The 19,314-nt window shown below is 60.2% G+C and carries 12 protein-coding genes, 1 tRNA gene and 1 pseudogene; 5 read left to right on the top strand and 9 right to left on the bottom strand.

Going from position 1 to position 19,314, the window contains the following annotated elements:
• Nucleotides 1-63: 63 nt before the first annotated feature.
• The 3 genes from FHS31_RS13230 to FHS31_RS13220 form a co-directional block, all read right to left on the bottom strand.
• Entirely contained in the window at nucleotides 64-1,392 is a 1,329-nt protein-coding gene (locus FHS31_RS13230) for an HlyD family type I secretion periplasmic adaptor subunit (RefSeq protein ID WP_167074278.1), read from the bottom strand.
• Nucleotides 1,389-3,089, bottom strand: a complete 1,701-nt coding sequence (locus tag FHS31_RS13225) for a type I secretion system permease/ATPase (protein WP_167074276.1) — start codon at nucleotides 3,087-3,089, stop codon at nucleotides 1,389-1,391. Before FHS31_RS13225 ends, FHS31_RS13230 begins: the two co-directional genes overlap by 4 nt.
• Nucleotides 3,090-3,273: 184 nt before the next feature.
• Nucleotides 3,274-4,329 carry a tetratricopeptide repeat protein gene (locus tag FHS31_RS13220; RefSeq protein WP_167074274.1) on the bottom strand — a complete coding sequence of 352 codons (1,056 nt, stop codon included), beginning with the start codon at nucleotides 4,327-4,329 and terminating at the stop codon, nucleotides 3,274-3,276.
• 351 nt (nucleotides 4,330-4,680) lie between these two features.
• Between FHS31_RS13220 and FHS31_RS13215 the strand changes: the two genes are divergently transcribed.
• On the top strand, nucleotides 4,681-5,466 hold the full coding sequence (locus FHS31_RS13215; protein ID WP_167074272.1) for a LytTR family transcriptional regulator DNA-binding domain-containing protein: 786 nt from the start codon (nucleotides 4,681-4,683) through the stop codon (nucleotides 5,464-5,466).
• A gap of 124 nt (nucleotides 5,467-5,590) precedes the next feature.
• Here FHS31_RS13215 and FHS31_RS13210 read toward each other — a convergent pair whose 3' ends face one another.
• Nucleotides 5,591-7,414, bottom strand: coding sequence for a calcium-binding protein (locus FHS31_RS13210; protein WP_167074270.1), 1,824 nt, complete (start codon nucleotides 7,412-7,414; stop codon nucleotides 5,591-5,593).
• Between the two features lie 907 nt (nucleotides 7,415-8,321).
• On the opposite strand from FHS31_RS13210, the gene FHS31_RS13205 reads away from it, so the two are divergent.
• The gene (locus FHS31_RS13205) at nucleotides 8,322-11,432 is read left to right on the top strand and encodes an FG-GAP-like repeat-containing protein (RefSeq protein ID WP_167074268.1); all 3,111 of its coding nucleotides are present in this window, start codon (nucleotides 8,322-8,324) and stop codon (nucleotides 11,430-11,432) included.
• A 12-nt stretch (nucleotides 11,433-11,444) separates the two neighbouring features.
• Here the strand turns inward: FHS31_RS13205 and FHS31_RS16270 are convergent.
• From FHS31_RS16270 to FHS31_RS13190, 4 genes and pseudogenes are all read right to left on the bottom strand, one after another.
• A pseudogene (locus FHS31_RS16270) lies at nucleotides 11,445-11,543 on the bottom strand (IS630 family transposase); the annotation flags it as partial.
• 63 nt (nucleotides 11,544-11,606) lie between these two features.
• On the bottom strand, nucleotides 11,607-12,326 hold the full coding sequence (locus tag FHS31_RS13200) for an IS6 family transposase (RefSeq protein ID WP_167074266.1): 720 nt from the start codon (nucleotides 12,324-12,326) through the stop codon (nucleotides 11,607-11,609).
• Nucleotides 12,327-12,476: 150 nt separating this feature from the next.
• Nucleotides 12,477-13,532, bottom strand: coding sequence for a tyrosine-type recombinase/integrase (locus FHS31_RS13195; RefSeq protein ID WP_243843461.1), 1,056 nt, complete (start codon nucleotides 13,530-13,532; stop codon nucleotides 12,477-12,479).
• A gap of 268 nt (nucleotides 13,533-13,800) precedes the next feature.
• Nucleotides 13,801-13,891, bottom strand: a tRNA-Ser gene (locus tag FHS31_RS13190).
• A 76-nt stretch (nucleotides 13,892-13,967) separates the two neighbouring features.
• Here FHS31_RS13190 and FHS31_RS13185 point away from each other — a divergent pair.
• The 3 genes from FHS31_RS13185 (at nucleotide 13,968) to argF (ending at nucleotide 17,312) form a co-directional block, all read left to right on the top strand.
• A complete protein-coding gene (locus FHS31_RS13185; RefSeq protein ID WP_167074264.1) occupies nucleotides 13,968-14,855 on the top strand; it encodes a peptidylprolyl isomerase in 888 nt (295 codons plus the stop codon).
• Between the two features lie 213 nt (nucleotides 14,856-15,068).
• A complete protein-coding gene (locus FHS31_RS13180) occupies nucleotides 15,069-16,265 on the top strand; it encodes an aspartate aminotransferase family protein (protein WP_167074262.1) in 1,197 nt (398 codons plus the stop codon).
• Between the two features lie 114 nt (nucleotides 16,266-16,379).
• Entirely contained in the window at nucleotides 16,380-17,312 is a 933-nt protein-coding gene (gene argF, locus FHS31_RS13175) for an ornithine carbamoyltransferase (protein ID WP_167074260.1), read from the top strand.
• Between the two features lie 133 nt (nucleotides 17,313-17,445).
• On the opposite strand, the gene FHS31_RS13170 is transcribed toward argF, so the two are convergent.
• Nucleotides 17,446-19,116 (bottom strand): M1 family aminopeptidase, encoded by a 1,671-nt coding sequence (locus FHS31_RS13170; RefSeq protein WP_341786359.1) that lies wholly within the window; start codon nucleotides 19,114-19,116, stop codon nucleotides 17,446-17,448.
• Nucleotides 19,117-19,314 lie beyond the last annotated feature (198 nt).

The following is a 19,314-nucleotide window of genomic DNA, read 5'->3' as shown; positions in this document are numbered from 1 at the left end:
GTTGGGTAGGTGAATGGCGATATGCGCTTGGTAGAGCGCCGTTGCTCCGTTTTCGTTCGAGGCTTAATCTTGGCGAAACGAGCGGCTGAACTGATCCGCAATCGGTTTCAGCAAGAAGGATAACATAGATCGGCCCGACGTCTGGATATAGGCTTCGACGGGCATGCCTGGCACGAGTTGCACATTACCCAGCTTTTTGATCTCATTTGGAGGAATTTCAATCAACACTGTGTAAAAGGTAGTTCCGGTCCGTTCGTCGCTCTGTTTGTCTGCGGAGACTGTGCGCACAATGCCACGCAGCGTAGGCGTTGTGCGTGTGTTGAACGCGGTAAAATGCAGTTCGGTTGTCTGCCCGGTACGCACCTTATCGACATCGTTGACGGCGATCTTGCTTTCGACAGTCATTCGATCGTTGCTCGGCACCAGTTCCATGATGGGCTGATTTGGCGCCACGGTCGCACCAACTGTATTGAAAGCCAGCTTATCGACTATGCCTGCCTGCGGGGCGCGGATACTGCTGCGATCAAACGCGTCCGCGGCATTAACCTTCCTGACCGTTTGTTCGGAGACTTGTTGATTGACGGTCATTAGCTCATTACCCGCTTGGGCTCGCGCATCCTGGTCGAGCTGGATCATCTGCTGGCGATAATCGCTAATTTGCGCCCTAGTCTGAGCGATCTGCGCCCTGAGTGACGCCGAGTTTGCTTTGAGAGCGACAGCGGTGCGCTTGAGTTCATTGACTCGACTCAGCGTCACGAATTTCTTCTGGTAAAGATCCTCAAGGCCTTTTTGTTCGGGTGCGATAAGTATGCCCTGTGCATCCGAAGCATCGATCTGAGCTTGATACGCTCGGATCTGATGTTCCGCCTCGGCGATTTTGTGCCCCAACTCAGCACGCTGGCTTGCTCGCGCGTTGCGGCGGAGGAAGAATAGGTTGCGCTCCTCTGCAATCGCCTGGCGGGTCGATGGCGTGGCATTGGCCAGCAAGCGGACGGGAAAGTCCACCGCCGCCGCTCCATCTCGCTCAGCAACCAAACGCGACTGCGTCGCCAGCATCTGATCGAGACTATTGCCAGTTGCCTCGGCAGCGACGCTCGTGATGTTGGTGTCAAAGCGCATCAGCACCTGACCCGCGCTGACATGATCTCCATCACGCACATTGATTGCGGCAATCACACCGCCTGTGGGGTGGGTCAGCTTCTTAACCTTAGTCGCAACATTGAGCTCGCCAAATGCGATCACCGCGCCTTGCAAATGCAAAACGGCGGCGAGCACGAAGATAGTCACGAAGAAGCCGCCAGATACAATCCGCGTTAGCTGGCGATAGCGCGCAAGCTCGATCTGCGGTTCAAGGTTTCCCGCCCGGATCGCGAGTTGCTCGCGGGTGTTCAAGTCTGCACCAACGGAGCGGCAGCCTGGGCGGCACGGGCTTGTTTATTAAGTTTGGCCATCACCTCAGCCTTGGGACCGAATGCCCGCACGCGACCCTCCCCCATAACCAACACATGATCGACCGCTCGCAGCATGCTCGGTCGGTGCGCGACAGTGATGACGATGCCGCCGCGCCGGCGAACAGCGAAAATCGCCTCAATCAGCGCCTGTTCGCCTTCGGCATCCAAGTTGCTATTGGCCTCGTCGAGCACAATCAGAAATGGATCGCGATAAAGCGCCCGTGCGAGTGCGATACGCTGCCTTTGGCCCGCCGAAAGTGCGTTGCCGTCAGGGCCAACCAACGTGTCATAACCATGCTCTAGGCGAAGGATGAGGTCGTGCACGCGCGCGGTACGCGCAGCGGTGACAATCAACTCGGGAGGCGCATCGGGCTCAAACCGCGCGATATTCTGCGCGACAGTGCCTTCCATCAATTCGACCGTCTGTGGAAGATAGCCGATATGTGTCCCGAGTGCATCCGACGACCACTGATCAAGCGCACCACCATCAAGACGAACCTGTCCACTGGCGAGCGGCCAAACCCCGGTGATCGCGCGCACGAGTGTTGATTTCCCAGCCGCACTCGGCCCGATCACAGCCACAGCGTCCTTAGCGTTCAGCGTGAAGCTCGCATCTATCACCGTTGGCACACGGGCGCCCGGCGGCATCAACGTCACATGCTCCACCGCCAAAGTCTTCTCGGGTGGGGGCAACGAGGTTGGCGAAGGCGATGGGCGCAGCGCGGCAAACTGCGCATCAAGCCGTCGCCAACTTTGCCGAGCCGATATGAAAATCCGCCAGTTTCCGATACTCTGGTCGATAGGCGCCAGCGCGCGGGCACTAAGGATCGAGGAGGCGAAGATCACGCCGCCACTTGCCTTATTGTCGATCACCAGCGCCGCACCGACCGTCAGCACCGTCGACTGCAGCAGCATACGCGCTATGCGGCCGATACCGCCGAGGCCGGTCGAGATGTCAGCGAGTTGCTGCTGTGTCGCCAGATAATGGCGGTTAACCGCGAGCCAGCTGTTTTCGGCGCGACCACCCAGCCCCATTACCTTAATTTCTTCGGCGTGGCGCCGAATGGCTTCGGTCTCAGAGCTACGGCGCGCGGCAAATTCGGTGGCGAGACGTGCCGGCGCACGGCTCTTGATGTCCGTGAGAAAAGCGAGGGCAATGAGCAACAGCGCGCCGACGAGTGTGGTTACGCCTAGCCAGATGTGAAAAAAAGATAACACCGCTAGAAAAAAGAGCACCCAGGGAAGGTCCATCAGAGCGGACGGCCCACTGCCCGAAAGGAAGCCGCGGACTTGATCCATGTCGCGAATGGGTTGCAGGCTTTCGGATTGCGGGCGGCCGCGGAGAGCCGATGTGGAAATGATTCGGTAAATGAGCGGCGCGAAATCAGTCTCGATTGCTGCTCCCAGGTGAGAAAGTGTGCGCGTACGCAGCAGATCGAAGCCGGCCTGAAAACTGTAAGCGAGGGCCACCATCAGCAGCAGGCCAAGTAAGGTCGAGATGCTGTGGCTAGGGAGTACGACATCATAGACCAGCATCATGTAGATCGATCCAGCGAGCGTGAGCACGTTGAGAACCGCGCTTAGCCACAGGATAGATAAGATTGACGAGCGATAATGACCGAAGCCAGACCAAAGCATTTGTCACCGCTTATACGTTAGTGGGAACTCAAAAGTCGCCAGGAGATCGCTAGCATCAAATACGACGCGGCCTCGAACTTTATCTATTACGACCTCCCGCACGCGGGGTCATTCGTGAACCGTGCCATTTGCGGAACCTCCCCAAGAAGCGGTCTCGCACCGCTGAAGTCAGACACCTATGAAGTCAGACACCAATCGAATTCAGTTCGGAAACGATACCCGTGACCATCTTATAAACCTGCGGTGCTTGCTGAGCAGAAACGTGCCGTAGCGCATTTTGGGCGGCACGTGTCGCTTGGCGCGCCAACGACATCGATCGCCGCATCTTCCATCTTTCAAGCAGCGCGAAAGCTTTGGTCGATTGTAGGACAGCCCAGTCTAACGGGGCGGCAGCTTCGGTGATGGCTAGCTCTGCCGCATCAACGGCTGCCAATGCCGCATCTAGCGGCCCATCGTCGCCTGTCGTGGCAGCAAGCTTCACTAAAATAAACGCCAGATTATTGAGCGTTTCCAAGTAGTCACGCGGCGAAAGGTTCGGCGTGACAACCTCAAGTGCTTGCCTCAGGTTTGCAATCGCGTCTCTGTATCGCCTGGGATCGGCCTCTCTCTCGCCCAGGCGGGCTAACACGTTGGCGGTATCGGTCAGCGTAGAGGCCCACAACAGCGGTTTTTCATTTCGCGACCGTAGGGATTGGCATCGTTTGAGGTAGGTCAGCGCTTCATGCAGAACGGCCAAATCCCCGGTCCGTTCGCCCGCTCGAGTAAGCGCGGTTGCGAGAGCATTTGCGGTCGATGCCCAAAGTTCTCGGGCATTTTCTGGGCAATGTTTCAGCGCGAGACGGAGCATTCCCACTGCTTGCCCCGCTCTTTCCGCACAGTCTTCACGCTCTGCCAACCGCACCAGGGCGACGCCCGCTCCTAAGGCCAGATTGACCCACTCAGCTGGGCTCGCCCGCCGATCGCAATCGGCCAGTTGGTGCTCGGCAATGAGCAGCGCATCCATTAGGTCGGAGCTGTTACCCGTTCGCTCTGAACGGCGGATCAGGGCAGTCACGAGCGCGGCTTGGATCGCGTGGGATAATGCCGGATAAGTCGCTCGATCATTTTGCTGCAGCAGCAAGATCGCTACATTCAATTCAGTAATGGAATCGTTGTGCTCAGCCAGACGGGTGAGTGAAGTTGCCAGAATGAGAAGAGCTTCTGTTACCTCAACGGAGCCTAAGCTCCTGCCCTCTTTCAAGCGGCTCTGAATATACAGCCGAGCTAGATAAGCAACGAGAGAGCTAGGGGCAGCCCGTGAGCTGACTACGCGCTTAGCCCGGAGCAACAGAAAACGTGAGAAGACGCCCAATGGACTTCTGGTAGGAGGCTGACGAGTGGTCATCGACCTTCGTCGTGCCGGTAAGAACTCAGCTGCCATGTTCTCAATCATCTACGCTTCCTGACATCTAGGCCCCGTCACCGGAACCGCGCCGTGAGAGCACATGTCTCCAGAATCGCCACCAGAACTTCGCTAACGGGCCAGTGGGTGAGTGGGCGAAGCCGCCGATTCATTCTTGCGTCGCGTCTGATTGCTTAGCAGAAACGGTCCATGCCGCTGCACAATGAGAACTTGAAGCCGCTCGTTTGGGCAAAAATCCTCGGCGGGGCGACGATCATTGGGCTTGAGTTGGGCCTGATCGGTCCATTCGGTAGCTACCCGGCTAATTTCTTCACACGCACGGCATTTTGGGTGATCTTGTTCTGGATCGGCAGTTTAATCATCTGGCCTACGGTAGCATGGGCCCTCGTGATGGGGCCGCGACGTGGCTTTCCTTTGCTATTCTCGGCCTCGGCAGCGCTTATTTTCTCATGCATACCGCTAGCCGCGATCGCTGCAGCTGGGTGCCGACTGTTTTGGCCGCTTCGTGCTTCTGGCATGCGTGGAGTTGAATTTTACGGCCTGACGTTGGTCGTCGCCGGTCCATCAACCGCATTAATCGCTTGGCTGGTGCGTGGCGCACCGAAAGAGACAGGCCTTCCATCGTTGATTGCTCCGGCAGCGGCCGAACGATCGATAGCATTTCACACGACGATACCTGCGCACCTTATCGAAACCGCGTTATGCTTGCAGATGGAGGATCATCACGTTCGCATCCATCTCCAAGGTCGCTCGATGCTACATTTGGTCCCGATGCGTAAGGCAATAGAGACGCTGGGTGATCAACGCGGCGTGCAAGTTCACCGCTCCTGGTGGGTGGCGGACGGTGCAGTGGCTGACTGGGTGGACGACGGCCGATCCACGAGCCTCATCCTCGTCAATGGATTGAAGGTACCAGTGTCCCGTAATCGCTTGGCCGCCGTAAAAGCTAGAGGCCTAATCGGCGATACGGACTAACGCTTCGGATGGGTGCTTTCAAACTGGCATTGTTAGACCAACCATGATCTGGTTCGTTTGGCGATTTGGCAATAGAAAAAGTGGCGGCGCCGGCGATAAGGCAAGGGTTTTCTCAAATCGCCGATCAAAGATGAAACGAGTTGTCTGCAAAAGTAGATCGTAGCTCGTATGCTCCGTAAGCAAGGTAATGAAACAGAGGGTCCACGCCCGCTGCCGCCACGTCGGCGTAAGTCCTCTCATACGTTGCAGTGTCGAAGCTACCGGACGGGTCGTCGCCCATCTTCCAGCCAACGGTATGATAATAATCAAGGGGGTTCATGCCTGAAGCAGCGGCATCAGAATAGGCCGCTAAGTAACCTTTAGTGTCGAACAAGGCATTCGGATTACGGCCTTCGTGCCAGCCAAACTGTATATAATGCTGATAAGGATCCATCCCCGATGCGGCGACGTCGGGATTGGCGAGAAGATAATATTGTGCATCGAAGCCGTCGGCGGCGATGACGTGACCGATTGCGGCATACGCTTGTCGCCCCTCCGCCTGTCCGAACTGGAGGAAGTGGGCGAGCGGATCGATGCCGGCTGCGGCAACGTCGGGATTGTGCAGCAAGTATAGCGTAGTATCGAAATTCGCCGAGGGATCGCGCCCCTCTTTCCAACCCGACTGATCATATTGATCCAGCGGATTAACGCCGGCCTTGGCGACATCGGTATTCAGCCCCAGATAACCCTTGGTGGAGAAATAGGCGTCAGGATCCCGCCCTTCCTTCCACCCGGAATTGGCATAATGATTTTCAGCCTCGACCAGTGCTGTCGCGACATCGGGATTTTTCACGTAGTAATAGAGATCATCGACAAGTGGATGGCCATCGGCATTGTCGATTAGCCGATCGTTGAACTGAAACTGTTCGGTAGAATAAACGCGGGTATCCGTCGGCGCCTGGCTGGAAGTGCCGGCTGTGATGAAGTCGATGTGGTCGGCGGAAAATGTGATTGTCAGCGGCGCGTTGCCGCCGGGCTGGAAAGTGCCGTTGATGAAGACCTTGTCAATACCGGCACCCCCCACGACGATATTGTTGGTTCCGCCCGGATGCATCACGTCGTTGCCGCTTCCGCCGTCAATCTGGCCAAGTGCACCGCCGCTGTAGAGCGTATCATCGCCACCCATGCCAAGTACGCGGGTGCCGGTCAGTGTGTTCGCAGCATCGTTGCCGAACACCTGAACGTCGCCGACGCCTCTCACATTTTCAATCGAATTCAGCGTGAGGATGGCACCATTGGCAGCCACCGCCTTGCCGGCGGCCAGATCAACGTAAGCTCCACTCAGGCCGTTATAGGCCAAGGTATCGTTGCCCTCTCCGCCATCGGCAACGCCACCGCCGACGTATGGTCGCCCATATACTCTCGTTAAAAAGTCGAAATCGAGGGTGTCGTCGCCAGTTCCTCCATAAAGGTGTGTGTCGCCTGTTCCCGCGAACAGCATGTCGCTCCCGGCATCACCGTACAAGAAGGAAGCTATAGTTCCGCCATTGAGATAATCATCTCCGTCACCGCCGTGCAGTGTCGTAACGCCCTGGCCAAGATCCGTCGCGTTGATGCCGTCGGCAAAAGGGGAGCCGACAATCTGCTCGACACCGGTCAGAGCAATATTTTCGTATCTGGTTCCGACCGAGTTGAATGTGGAACGGATAGCGGAGGGCACGTAACCCTGCAGGCCAGGATAAGAAAATATCCCGTGGGTATATTGGCTGAAATCCAGCGTGTCGAAGCCCGCTCCACCGTCTATCGTAGTCGTCAGCCCGTCCGTGACCTTTATGAAGAAAGTATCGTCCCCGTCTCCGCCGTTCAAAATGTTGTTGCCCGTGCGGCCGTCGATAGTGTCGTTGCCGCCTAGGCCGTTGATCGTGTCGGTGTTGCCTGAAGCTAGCGGATCATATTCGGTGCCGACCAAAACGTCATTACCCGAAGTTCCAGTTATGGTCGGCATCCATAATCTCCAATGTACTTACTCAACCTACGCTTTGAGGTCTGGAATGGCAACGTAACGGCCGTTGGGACTTCCGCGATGCACGGGTTGCGTTTCTGATCGCCCCATAATGGGCGGTCTAACGCCTTGCCAAATTCTTAGCCGTTCTAAAGGGAACGAGCGAATGCGCTGGCTCTTTCTGGACGCCAGACTTGCGGCTGTCGGTTGCCGGCGATCCCGCAAATGTTAACACGCTCTTATGTGCTCGAATTTCAAACCGCGACTTCTCGCTCTCAATCGGCGCGGGGAAAAGCAGGCAACGATCGGGACTCGGACTGACACTGTCAGACTAATCGGGATCTGGTTCGTTTGACGATTGGCGATAATAAAGTGACGGCGCCGAGCAGATCGCCTTTTTTCCAAATAGCGAACAAAGCAGTAAGCCATCCGTCCGATTGGCCGCTAGCTACTATGGAAAACAGCGGGGAATTAGATATGGCAGTATCCGGCAAAGGCTCCGTCAAGGGCGTCGTGATGCCCAGGGCCCGACCGGCTGGCAGATCGTCTCGCACACCTTCCTGCTGTAACGGCGGCCTGATCATGGCCGGCCAGCGCAGTCATGGCTTAGGTGCCACGGATTGATCGAAAGGGGACAGAAGCATCCACCCCGCGCTTCGGCGCTGGCGTACGGCCCATTTCTGTGCATTGTTGGACTAACATCGCAGAGCTGATCCGTGGGCCGTAGGGATGGCCGTGGTCAGACGTGCCGTGATCCTGGGGGGTTTACAGTGATGAAAAACGTAGCCGTTCTTTCGGAAGCGCTTGCGGTTGGACGCGAGCGCATCGTGCCGACGTCGCCGCGCGCCGGGCATCGCCCGGAAGGCCGTGCGACATGCGGGAAGCATGGGCGATGACGTATGTGAACGATCGCCGCGCGATCCTCAGCTATTCCTGGGTGGGCAATAACAGTTCGGGTAATATGTTCACAAACACGCCCGTCTTCATCACCTATTCCTTCGAAAAAAACACCAGCGCCCTCGATATCGCCGCTAATGGCGCGGCGTTCGCAGCAAGTTTCCAGCCCTTGACCGACGCGCAAATGGCGGCCGCCCGTACTGCCTTCAGCGAATGGGATGCCGCCAGCGGCGTCACCTTTCTCGAAGCGCCGGCAGGCATGGGCGACATCAAGCTCGCCAATTTCAATTTCGATTTGGGCGGCCCCTATCGCTCATCGCAAGCAGCGGCCTATGGCGGCGGCGGCATCGTGTTCGTGGGCAGTACCAGCTATAGTTCCATACAGCTTTTCGCACATGAGATCGGTCACAATCTGGGCTTCAAACATTCGTTCGAAGGCGATTATACGCTCGCCCCTGCCGACGATAATTATGCCCATACGGTAATGAGTTACAGTTCAGGTGGGACCTCCGGCAATGTCCTGGGTTCGATCGATCTGGATGCGATTTCCTATCTTTACGGCGCGCCCGGCACCGACGGCAATGAAGACCAGAGTTGGACATGGAACGCCGCGACCGCAACACTGACGCAGTTAGGTCTTGCAGCCGGCACAACGATGCGCGGCGTTGGTGGCAACAACATCATCACCGGCCAGGGTGGCGATGATAATATCCTGCTGACCCACAGCAGCCATGACGATACAATTGATGCGGGCGCCGGGAACAACACGATCACCCTCTATAAGAGCAATGGCGCCGTAAGCATTGCCGCCGGTGCCGGGCTCGATACAATTACGCTGCAAAATAGTAGCGGACCAATCACTATCGCGGCCGGCGATGGTGACAACAAGATCAATGCTTATTCCGCGACCGGCTCTCTGAACATCAGCGCGGGCTCCGGCGCTGATTCCATCTATGTTTCGAGCGCTAGCGCGGCGACTACGATCGCGGCCGGTGATGGCAAGAATTCGATCAGCCTCACCGACGCGACCGGCAATCTGAATCTTCGCGCGGGCTCCGGCGCAGATTATTTCTATCTTTCTAATAATAGCGGGGCGGTGACGGTCACCGCTGGCGACGGCGCCAATTCCATCAACGTTTACAATCAAAAGGGCCTGTTGAACGTAACTACCGGCAATGGTGCCGATTACTTCTATTTCAACAACGCGAGCGGGCCGGTGACTTTTGCGGCCGGAGATGGCGACGACAGCGTCAACATCTCAACCAGCGCCGGTTATTCGCTGTCCGGTTTCAGCGCTGACGGTGGTGCTGGGAAAGACACGCTGAGCCTGACGCTCACGGACAGCACTGCGCATGTGATTTCCGTTCCCAATCCGGCTTTCACAGGGTTTGAGAATATCAATCTGACGCTCGGCAGCGGCGCCGATGTGGTCACCGTCGATGGCAGTTACAGCAGCTACGTGTCGACCGGCGACGGCAATGACATCATCCGCTTCGGCAGCAATACCGGCACAGTCATCGCCGGAGCGGGGAATGATATCGTCTATGCTGGCAGCGGATCCGCAAGTTATTATGGCGGCACGGGTACGGACCTATTCGTTTTCGGCTCAGTCGCGACCTCATCAACAACGGCATCGGATTCTATCTGGGATTTCGAGACCGGCATTGACACCGTCGATCTCGGCGCATTGGCCGCAACCGCCATCTCAATCCAATCCACAACGGGCGCGGGAGGCTATCTGAAGGCGACCGCCGCGGCCGGCCAGTTCCAGCTGTACATATCTTCCGCCTTTTCGCTGAACGACGTCATCCAATATGGCTTTACCGGCACCGCCGGGAATGACACACTGGCCGGGACCAGCGTGCGGGATGCGCTGGACGGTGGCGCAGGCGATGATATGTTGATCGGCGGCCTCGGCGCCGATCGCCTGACGGGCGGCGCAGGCAACGATACCTTCCTGGGCACGACCACCGAACTCAACGGCGATACCATCACCGATTTTTCGGTCGGGGATCGAATCCACGTCACGGATCAGACCTATCCGGGCTTCACGCTGCAACGCGCTGTCGGCGCGGTCAGCTTCGGGGGTGCAACGGTTCAACTGCCCACCGGCGCGCGGCTCGCATTGCAGCAGTCTGGCGGGGGTACGGACGTGATCGCGGCGAGCCACATGGCCGGCCTCTCCGATTTCAACGGCGACGGACATTCGGATATCCTGTGGCAGAATGTCAGTGGCACGGTGAGTGAATGGACGGTTGGGGGGAACAGCCTATCCGATCAGCTCCACACCGGCGTATTCGGCTCGCCGGTTCCCGCCGGCTGGTCGGTGTCGGAAAGCTTCGACATGAATGGCGATGGCCTCGCCGATCTGCTGTGGCGCAATCCCAGCGGCGCGGTATCGGTGTGGGACGGCGCCGGCGGCGGCCTGTTTCAGGCAGGCGCCTATAACAGCACCTCGGTGCCCGCCGATTGGAAAGTGGCAGCAACTGCCGATTTCGACGGCGATGGCAAGGACGATATCCTATGGAGACAGGACGGCGGCGGGGTTTCGCTGTGGAGTTCGGCGGGAACGCTGTTCCAGGCTGGCGCTTACAACACCAATATCCCCACCGACTGGAAGATCGAGGGCGCGGGCGATTTTAATGGCGATGGCAAGGCCGATATCCTGTGGCGCAACGATAACGGCACGATCTCGACCTGGCAGAGCACGAGCACGGGCTTCCAGACCGGCGCCTATAACGCCAGCGGCGTGCCGACATCGTGGCATGTTCGCGGAATCGCCGATTTCAACGGTGACGGAAAGGACGATATCGTCTGGCTTAGCGACAGCGGCTCGCTCTCGGTTTGGTTTTCGAACGGCAACGGCTTCGATACCGGCAAGATCAACGACAGCCTGCCCAAGGGCTGGAGCATTGCCGCCGTCGGTGATTACAATGATGACGGCAATGCCGACATTCTGTGGCGCAGCGATACCGGCGCCACGTCGATCTGGGATAACAACAGCACCAGCACCGGCTTCATCAAGGGCGTCGCCAACGCCAATATTCCCACCGCCTGGCACGTCGTGGCGCACGAATTCCTACTTTAGAGCGGATTCCGATCAGTCCGGGTCATAGCCGCAGGAGCTGAAGTAGTTGGCGCATTCCTGTGGTTGGAACAGGTCGACCAAGCTGCCGATGAGGGACCACAAGCCGGACAGGTGCTGTCAGACAAAGTCGAACTCGTCTCTCCACGATGCACGTTGGACGTTGAGGATCGCGCTTCAGGCCACGAGGATTTTCCACTCCGCCTGGGCGGCGGAGCGTCGTTCTTTGTAGTTTTCGCGGCTGATCAGGTGACGTTCGAGATTGAAGTGATTTGTGATGTTGGCGTGGACTGAAGCGAACTTTTGGAGCGTCTTCATCCTTCTGAAGCTGAGCATTGCCCGCTCTCGTCGTCGGAAGAGGAGGTGACTGTTCTCGACCCGATTGTTGGCGTGGCGACCGATCTCGCGCTTCCCGCGATTGCCCAGTTCATCCATCGCAGCGCCGTAGGAGCGAAGCCCGTCGGTCACGATCCGCTCGGGCGAGCCGTGGCGCTTCAAAGCCTTCTTCATGAAGGCGAGGGCAGCCGCCTTGTCCCTGGTTTTGGTGATGTAACTTTCCAGGATTTCGCCCTCGTGATCCACCGCGCGCCAGAGGGAGATCATCTCGCCATTCAGCTTCACGTACATCTCATCCAAGTGCCATCGCCAATGGCGGCAACCGCGCATGTGATTGGCACGCCTGCGTCGGATCTGGGCCGCAAAGATCGGCCCAAGTCTGTTCCACCAAAGCCGAACCGTTTCATGGCAAAGGTCGTAACCGCGTTCGGAAAGCAGATCCTCGACGTTGCGAAGCGATAGCGGAAACCGGATGTAGAGCAGCACCGCGGCGGCGATCACCTCAGGTGCCGACTTGAAGTATCGAAACGGGCTGAAAGGCTTGGGTTTGTAGCGGCGCATGCCGGCTCGTTAGCAGCTCACCGCCAGCCGGGGCAATTTGCCCAGACAACACCCTATGAGCTGATCAAGGCGGGCGAGTTGCAAACCGTCAAGATCGGCACGGCAACGCTGGTGACGATGGCCAGCCTCCGCCGGTTGATCGAGCGGGGATCAGCCTGACGGCTGCGCGAGTTTGCTCGTGCAGAAATCGGCCCATTCAATCATCAGCGAGCGGCGCTTGTCGAGAAAGTCGGTCTGGCGATAGGCCGCTTCGACCTTGTTCGAATTGGCGTGGGCGAGTGCCGCTTCTGCAACTTCGCCGGGATAGCTGGTCTCTGCCGCCACCCAATCGCGGAACGCCGAGCGGAAGCCGTGGACGGTGACGCCCGCACCCATGTCGCGCAGGATTTTGAGCAGCGTCATATCTGACATGGGCTTTTTGAGCTTAATGCCCGGAAAACCGAGATCGGTGCACGGCGCGCTGAACGCCTTGGCGCGTTCGAACGCATCGATCGCTTGCTGGGCGAGCGGGACTTGATGGGGGCGCGCCATCTTCATTCGTTCCGCAGGGATCGACCAAAGGCCCGCTTCGAGATCGATTTCGCCCCAGGTCGCACCGCGTATTTCGCCAGAGCGCGCGGCGGTGAGGATAAGCGCCTCGAGCGCCACTCGACCGACCGAGACGCGCTCGCGCAACTTGGCGAGGAAGGCCGGGACGTCCGCAAAGGACATGGCGGCAAAATGGCCGTCATCCTTGGGCTGGCGTGGCAGGCCCTTCGACAGTGAGCGCAAGGGGGCCTCGCTGTCGCGATATCCGTTGACGTAGGCCCAGTCGAGCACCGCACCGATGCGCTGGCGCACCCGCCGAGCCGTCTCAGGCTTGCTCAGCCATATCGGCTGCAATGCCTTGAGGATTTGCGGCCCTTCAATCTTATTGACGAGCCGATCGCCGATGAACGGGTATGCATAGGTTTCGAGCGTGGTGATCCATTGCGCCTGATGCTTGCCGTTCTTCCAGCTAGCCTTGTGTTCCTCATGAACGCGCACGGCAGCGTCGCGGAAGTTTGGAACGGCATCGACTTCCTTTTTCTGCTCGGCAACCGGATCAATGCCCGGAGCGATCAGTCGACGATATTCGCGCGCCTTCTCGCGAGCCTCGGCAAGGGTGACGACCTTGAGCGAGCCAAGACCGAAGTCGCGCCTTTCGCCGTTAAGCCGGACGCGCAATTTCCAACTGCGCGGATCCACCGGGTGCGACCACGAGCATCAATCCATCCCCGTCAGTGTAGCTGCCAGGCTCCGTGAGCGACTTAATGCGAGCGATGCTGAGCTGTCCCGCTGGTTCGATTCCTTCCGCGTTAGCCCACAATTTAGCCCACCAGCAGTGGTGGGAACGGACGGATTGGAGTGGACGGCAGCGGATTCTCTAACCGCTCCAAACGCTAGGGAAATAGCCATCTCTTGGGGGAAATGATAGGTTGAATTTTAGGGTAAATGGCGGAGCGGCAGGGATTCGAACCCTGGATACGGTTTTGCCGTATACTCACTTTCCAGGCGAGCGCCTTCGACCACTCGGCCACCGCTCCGCATGCCTTGGAAGGCCGGGGCACTAGAGCGGTGGGGCTGGTTTCGCAAGCCGGGGAAACGTGGCAGGCTTGGCGCATGATCCGATCGCTCACCCCCGCCCTCGCCCTCCTCGTCGCCACTGCCGCGCTTGCCGCCGATCCGCCCAAGCCCGCGACGCCCGCTTCGGTGCTGGAAAGGGCGCCTGCCGGAGATTGGGCGCCAGTGCCGCTCGATCATCTCATGGTGATGGAGTTGGCAGGCGGGGGCCGCGTCGCGATCCTGCTCGCGCCGGAGTTCGCGCCCGGCCATGTCGGCAATATCGAGGCGATGGCCAAGGCGCATTGGTATGATGGGCTGTGGATCGATCGCGTGCAGGATGGCTATGTCACGCAATGGGGCGATCCCGATGACAAGAAGCCTTTGCCGCCCGGCGCGGTCGAGAAGTTGCCTGCGGAATATGAGCGGCCTGTCGCAGGCCTGGCGTTCAAGGCGCTGCCCTATCGCGATACCTTTGCGCCGCAGGTCGGGCTCGTCGGACCATGGCCGGTGGCGCGCGACGGCGCGACGGCGTGGCTGACGCACTGCTACGGCATGGTTGGCGTCGGGCGGAGCAATTCGCCCGATAACGGCAACGGCATGGAGCTGTACACGATCATCGCCCAGCCCGCGCGCCAGCTCGATCGCAACATCACCGTCGTCGGGCGCGTGCTGTGGGGGATGGAGCATCTGACGGCGCTGCCGCGCGGCCAGGGCGCGATGGGCTTCTATGATGCGAAAGTGAAGATGCTGCCGATCGTCCGCGTGACGATGGCAAACGAACTCCCCGCCTCCGATCGTCCGCACCTCGAAATGTTGCGCAGCGACAGCGCCAGCTTCGATGCCTGGGTGCATATCAAAGCCAACCGCAAGGACGATTTCTACGTGCGGCCTGCGGGCGCGATCGATCTGTGCAGCGCGCTGCCGCCGGTGCGCGAGATCAAATAGGGACGCCGTGCTCCGGCGCAGGCCGGAGCCCTGGAGCATCGAGCGCATCGCCTACCGCCCTCATTCCGGCCTGCGCCGAAGTACAAAGGCGCTTGAGAATCGGTTGCACCCCTATCGGCGCCAAACTATAGGCGCGCCTCCCCGGGCGGCCCTTTTGGGCCGCTCTTCTCGTTTCCGGAGCTTTTTGAGCACCTTTCCTTTGGAGTGACGCCGATGACGATTACGCCCATCATGCCCGTATACCAGCGGTGCGGCGTGCGTCCGGTGCGAGGCGATGGTGCGTATCTCTGGAGCGAAGGCGGCGAGAAATATCTCGATATGGCCGCCGGCATCGCGGTCAATATCCTCGGCCACAGCCACCCGGCGATCGTCAAGGCGATCGCCGATCAGGCGGCGACGCTGATGCATTGCTCCAATCTCTATGGCATGCCGCTCGGCGATGAGCTGGCGCAGCGGCTGGTCGACAAGACCTTCGCCGATACGATGTTCTTCACCAATTCGGGCGCCGAGGCGATCGACTGTGCGATCAAGACCGCGCGCCGCTATCATTATGCCAACGGCCAGCCCGAACGGCACCGCATCATCAGCTTCTCGAACGCCTTCCACGGCCGCACTCTCGGCGCGATCTCGGCGACCGATCAGCCCAAGATGCGCGACGGCTTCGAGCCGCTGCTGCCCGGCTTCACCGTGCTGCCGTTCAACGATCTCGCCGCGGTAGAGGCGGCGATCGGACCGGATTGTGCGGGCATCCTGGTCGAGCCCGTGCAGGGCGAGGGCGGCGTCTCGGTCGGCACGCCCGACTTCATCACCGGCCTGCGCCGCCTGTGCGATGAACACGGCCTGCTGCTGATCTTCGACGAGGTGCAGTGCGGCTATTGCCGGACGGGCACCTTCTTCGCCTATGAGCAATATGGCATCACGCCCGATATCATGGCCGTCGCCAAAGGCATCGGCGGCGGCTTTCCGCTCGGCGCCTGCCTTGTGACCGAGGAGGCCGCCAAGGGCATGGTCGTCGGCACGCATGGTTCCACCTACGGCGGCAATCCGCTGGGCATGGCGGTGGGGCTGGCGGTGCTTGATATCGTCGGCACCGAGGAATTCCTCGCCGAGGTGCGGCGGCTCGGCGATCGGCTGCGCGCCAGCCTGGAGCAATTAATCCCCAACCACGATCATCTGTTCGAGGAAGTGCGCGGGCTCGGACTGATGCTCGGCCTCAAGCTCAAGCCGGGCGCAGAAGCGCGCGATTTCGTGGCGCATGTGCGCGACGAGCATCACCTGCTGCTGGTATCCGCCAGCGACAATGTCGTCCGCATCCTGCCGCCCTTGAATATCGAGGACAGCCATATCGCCGAGTGCATCGAAAAGCTGTCGGCGGGCGCGCGGAGCTTTCCGGTGAAGGAAGCGGCGTAATTTAATTTCCCGTTCGTGCTGAGCCTGTCGAAGCACTGCTTTTCTTTGCCGATCAGCGAAGAAGAACGGCCCTTCGACAGGCTCAGGGCAAACGGCTTGGGGGTTTGTGAAGCGATGAACCACTTCCTCGATCTCGCCGATGCCGGGCCGGATGCGCTGCGGTCCATGCTGGCCGAAGCCCAGCGCCGCAAGCAGGCCCGCGCGGGCTGGACCAAAGGCCGCGTCGATACCGATCGCCCGCTCGAAGGCTTCGTGCTGGCGATGATCTTCGAGAAGAACAGCACCCGCACCCGCGTTTCGTTCGATATGGCGATGCGCCAGTTGGGCGGCACGACGATCGTGATGGATGCGGGATCGATGCAGCTCGGCCGCGGCGAGAGCGTCGCCGATACGGCGCGGGTGCTGTCGCGCTACGTCGATGCGATCATGATCCGCACCGACGATCATGCCAAGGTCGAGGAACTGGCGCGTTACGCCACGGTGCCCGTGATCAACGGCCTCACCGACAAGAGCCACCCCTGCCAGATCATGGCGGACATGCTGACGGTAATCGAGCGCAAGGGCGCGATCGAGGGCACGCGCTGGGTGTGGCTGGGCGACGGCAACAACGTGCTGCATTCGATCATCGAGGCGGGCAGTCTGCTCGGCTTCGATGTCGCGGCGGCGACGCCCGAGGGCTATGATCCCGATCCGGCAATCGTGGAGGCCGCCCGCGCGCGCGCCGGCAACCGCCCCCCGCTCCTCACCCGCGATCCACAGGAAGCGGCCAAGGGCGCGGATATCGTCGTCACCGATACCTGGATCTCGATGGGCCAGGCGCACGCCGGGGAAAAGCTCGCCGCGCTGGCCCCCTATCAGGTCGATGAGGCGCTGATGGGCCAGGCGGACAAGGGTAGCCTCTTCCTCCACTGCCTCCCCGCGCACCGCGGCGAGGAAGTGACCGACGCGGTGATCGACGGCCCGCAATCGGCGATCTGGGATGAGGCGGAGAACCGGTTGCATGCGCAGAAGGCGGTGCTGCTGTGGTGTTTGGGCAAGTTGGGATGACATCCAATCCTCCCCTGCAAGGGGAGGTGGCAGGCCGAAGGCCTGACGGAGGGGTCTCACCCTTCCGATAGCGGGATACCCCTCCGACGCGCTGCGCGCGCCACCTCCCCTTGCAGGGGAGGATTAGGCGGCGTCACCCCTTCGCCGCCTTCTTCTTGGCATCTGCCGCATCCTGCCACACCCGATACGCCTCCTGATCGGTCGACCGCCGCAATACCCTGGCCATCGGATCGATCACCACATGCGCGCCCGCGGGCACGACCAGGCTCCCCTTCCCGCCCGTCATCGCCACGCGCGTGATGCTCTCCCCCACCTGCACCTCGATCGGCATCGGAAACGGCTTGCCGCCCGGCGTCCGCCACCAGAGATCGAGGCGGTTGCCGGTGCGGCGCTGCGCCAACTCCGGCAGCTTGGCCGATCGCAGATAGACATCGAAGAACCAGTCCAGCTTCTGCCTGGTCACGCTATCGACGATGCGGATATAGTCGGGCGTGGAGGCGTAGCGCGGCGCGAAATTGCCGGGCCTGGGATCGGGGCGGCCATAGACGATGCGCCGCGTCACCTCGAAAAAGGCCTTGTCCCCGATCAATCCGCGCAGCGTGTGCAGCATCCAGCTCGCCTTCATATAGATGTCGATGCCGGGGCCGGTCTTCTCGCTATAGACATCATCCTCGGTCAGCGGGTGGCCGGTGACGATGGGATGCTTGTTGAGCATGCGCTTGGATTGATCGCGCAGCTCGCCGAGATATTCGTAATCCCCACCGCGCCACTGGCCGTAGAGCGGCTGCATGTACGATCCATAGCCCTCGTGCAGCCAATAATCGTCCCAGCTGCGGTTGGTCAGCTGGTTCCCGAACCATTCGTGGCTGAACTCATGCTGGAACAACCAGTCATAGCCGCTGATATCCTTGGCATAATCATTGCCGTAGGCGTTGATCGTCTGGTGCTCCATGCCCTTGTGCGGCGTCTCGACCACGCCGAGCTTCTCATCGCCGAACGGATAGGGGCCGATCATGCTCTCGAAGAAATCGAGCGTCGGGCCGAATTCGGCGTAAAGCCCGCGCGCCTGTTTCTCATGACCCTTGAGATACCAGAGCTGGAGCGGGATACGGTTGCCGAAGCGGCTGTTGTAGAAACCGTGCAGCAGCCCGAACGGCCCGATATCCAGCGCGATCGCATAGGTGTTGGGATGCTTGACGCGCCAATCCCAGGTCCGCCGCCCCTGCCCCGCATCGCGCACCCCGATTAACACGCCGTTGGCGGGCGCCGACAGAGCTGCGGGTACGGTGATGTGCAGATCGACCAGAGCGGGCTCACCCATCGGATGATCGATGCACGGCCAGAACAGATCGCAGCCCTCGCCCTCCACCGCGGTGGCGATCCACGGCTGGCCGTCGGCGGTCTTGCTCCAGACGAAGCCGCCATCCCACGGCGCCTTGACCGCGACATGCGGCTGGCCGCCATAAGCGATGCGGATCGTGAACGGTTTGCGCGGCATGGCGGGCTTGGGCAGCTTGATCGTCAGCCGCCCCTCGGGATTGCTCCAATCCTTCGCGTCCACCGCCACGCCATCCACGGCTATGGCGCTGATCGGCAAATTGCGGTCCAGATCCAGCGCCATCCCGGTCAGCACGCGGTCGGGAACGAAGGTCAGCGTCGCCACGCCCTCGATCGCATGGCTTTCGGGCTTTACCTCGATCGCGAGATCGGCGTGGGCGAACCGCACCGCGCGCTGCTCGACGGTCATCGGCAGGCCCGAAGATTTGGTATGCTCGGTCAGCGCGGGCTCGCCGGGGCGTGGCACGCGGTGGCACGCACCGACGATTGCGAGGGCCGCCAGCGCGAGGGTCAGACGCTTGGAAATGGCATGACTCCCGCCGCTTGATGCTTGCTTCTTCTGATCACCCGCACCCCGGCCTTGTCAAATCACAGGCCTTGCATCGGCGCCGCCATCCGGCGAACGTCACCGATTACGGGCCACGCCTTGGCAGGCCGGCCATGA

The sequence above is a fragment of the Sphingomonas vulcanisoli genome (assembly GCF_011761305.1).
Taxonomy (GTDB): domain Bacteria; phylum Pseudomonadota; class Alphaproteobacteria; order Sphingomonadales; family Sphingomonadaceae; genus Sphingomonas_I; species Sphingomonas_I vulcanisoli.
Note: the sequence above shows the minus strand (reverse complement) of the source record. Positions and strands in the feature narration are given on the sequence as shown.